General features: G+C 69.7%; 2 protein-coding genes. Both read right to left on the bottom strand.

The window, feature by feature from the left end:
* Positions 1–64: 64 nt before the first annotated feature.
* Positions 65–871, bottom strand: coding sequence for an IS21-like element helper ATPase IstB (istB, locus tag AB0J24_RS28725; protein ID WP_358687006.1), 807 nt, complete (start codon positions 869–871; stop codon positions 65–67).
* On the bottom strand, positions 868–2157 hold the full coding sequence (gene istA, locus AB0J24_RS28730; RefSeq protein WP_358687007.1) for an IS21 family transposase: 1290 nt from the start codon (positions 2155–2157) through the stop codon (positions 868–870). The genes istB and istA overlap by 4 nt, the downstream gene beginning before the upstream one ends.
* Positions 2158–2226: the final 69 nt, after the last annotated feature.

Below are 2226 nucleotides of genomic sequence, written 5' to 3' on the forward strand. Positions count from 1 at the left end.
TGTCAACGGATCCTGAAAATTGACCCCCGTGGGGTCCGGGGATTTTGACCCCCCGAGTGGTCTGTCAGTCCTGGTTGCTGCGTTGCTTGGCGAGGAGTTCGCGGCGGGCGCGGGTGCGGTAGGAGTCGCCGGTGAGGGTGAGAACCTCGGCGTGGTGGACGAGGCGGTCGATCATCGCGGCGGCGACGACGTCGTCGGAGAAGGTCTCGCCCCATCGACCGAAGGGCAGGTTCGAGGTGACCATGACGCTGCCCTGTTCGTAGCGGGAGGCGATGAGCTGGAAGAACAGGTTCGCGGCGTCCTGGTCGAAGGGGATGTAGCCGACCTCGTCGATGATGATCAGCTTGTAGCGGCGGATCTTCTTCAGCTCGGCCTCGAGCCGCCCGGCCTGGTGGGCGTCGGCGAGTCGGGTGATCCAGTTGTTCGCGGTGTCGAACAGGACCGAGTAGCCGGCGTGAGCGGCCTTGACCCCGAGCCCGATCGCGAGGTGGGTCTTCCCGAGCCCGGGTGGGCCGAGCAGGACCACGTTCTCGCACCTGGCGACGAACGTGCCAGTCGCCAGATGTGCCAGCAGATCGCGGCGCAGCGAGGGCAGGTGATCGAGGTTGAAGTCCTCGAGTGTCTTGACCGCCGGGAAGTGCGCGGTGCGGATCCGCATCGTGGTCCCGGCCGACTCGCGTTCGGCGACCTGGCGCTGCAGCACCGCGGCCAGATACTCCTCGTGCGACCAGGTCTCGTCACGGGCCTGGGCTGCGAGTTCCTCCCAGCAGCGCCCGATCGTCGGGGTCTTGAGCACGCGAGTGAGGTAGGCCAGCATCGAGGGCAGTCCCTGCGCGGGTGCTGCCCTGGTCGTGTGCGTGGTCGCGGTCATGGCGTGTTCGCTTCCGCCGCCGTAGCGGCTGTCGGGGTGCTCGGGGTGAAGTCGACGCCGAACAGGGCGTCGTAGTCGGGCAGCGTGCGCAGCGCGACTGGGTGCCCGTCGCCGTGCCGACGAGCACCGCTCTGGGCTGCCTGCTGCTCGGCGTGGCGCTGCTTGCCCAGCGCGCACCGCATCTGCTGCGCGGTCGCGACATGGGCCGGGTCGGTGACCACGCTGTGCTTGGCCCAGCTGCGCTCGTGATCGGCGACCGACTGGCCGTCGCAGAACACCTGCACCCGCGCCGGGGAGGCGGTGATGTCGACGAACCGGCCGATCACCCGCGGGTCGACCGAGTAGTCGCAGGTGTCGACGCGCACGTAGTAGTCGCGCGCAAGCCGGATCCGGTGCGCCAGCCCGACGACCGGACCGATCGGCGGCAGCTCGATCATCGCCTGACGGTCGGTGTCGAGCAGGTCGGCCGGGCGGGCCTGCAGCGCTCGGACGGTGCGAGCGTTCGCCCGCGGTAGCCAGTTGCCGAGCTGGTCGTTGAAGTCGGCTGGTGAGGCGAAGGTGCGTCCGGGCAGGAACGAGGTCTCGAAGTAGCCGTTGGTGCGCTCGACGATGCCCTTGAACTCCGGATCCCGGGGCGGAGCCAGCCGGATCCGGGTGGCCAGGGTGCCGGCGAACGCCGCCGCCGGGACCGAGACCCGTCCGGTCCCGCCGATCGCGGACTCCCGGTCCCAGACCAGCGTCGCCGGCACCCGCCCCAGCTCGAAGATCAGCTGCCACATCCCGGCCAGGATGTCGCCGGCCTGACGCGAGGGGATCATCGTTGCCGACAGAAACCGGGAGAACCCCAGCACGATCACCAGGACCGGCAGGATCCGCGCCTGCCCGGCCGCGACCGGGATCGGGGTCTCGGGGAACCACAGATCGCACTGAGCGATCTGGCCCGGCTCGTAGGAGACCCGATCGACCGGGTCGATCCCCACGTACTCCGGTCGGATCCGGGCCAGCAGCTTCTTCAGCGGACCCTCGGAGTAGGGCCAGCCGATCTTCTGCGCGATCACCGGGCCGGGCATCCTCGGCCACTGCACCAGCAGCGCCCGCACCTGCGGTTCGTAGGCGTCGGCGACCGAGCCCCGTGGCGCCCGCTGGTACTTCGGCGGCGCCTCGGACCGCAACGCCGCCCGCACCGTGTTCCGGGCGACCCCGAGCCGCCGGGCGATCTCCTTGATCGGCACACCCTCAGCCCGGTGCAACCGACGGATCTCCGCCCAGTCCTCCACGTTCAACACCTCCCTAGCGTCGGGAGGGGGTCAACATTCCCGGAACGCCTGGGGGTCAGAGTTCAGGATCCGGCGACA

The sequence above is a fragment of the Pseudonocardia sp. NPDC049635 genome (genome assembly GCF_040659795.1).
Taxonomy (GTDB): domain Bacteria; phylum Actinomycetota; class Actinomycetes; order Mycobacteriales; family Pseudonocardiaceae; genus Pseudonocardia.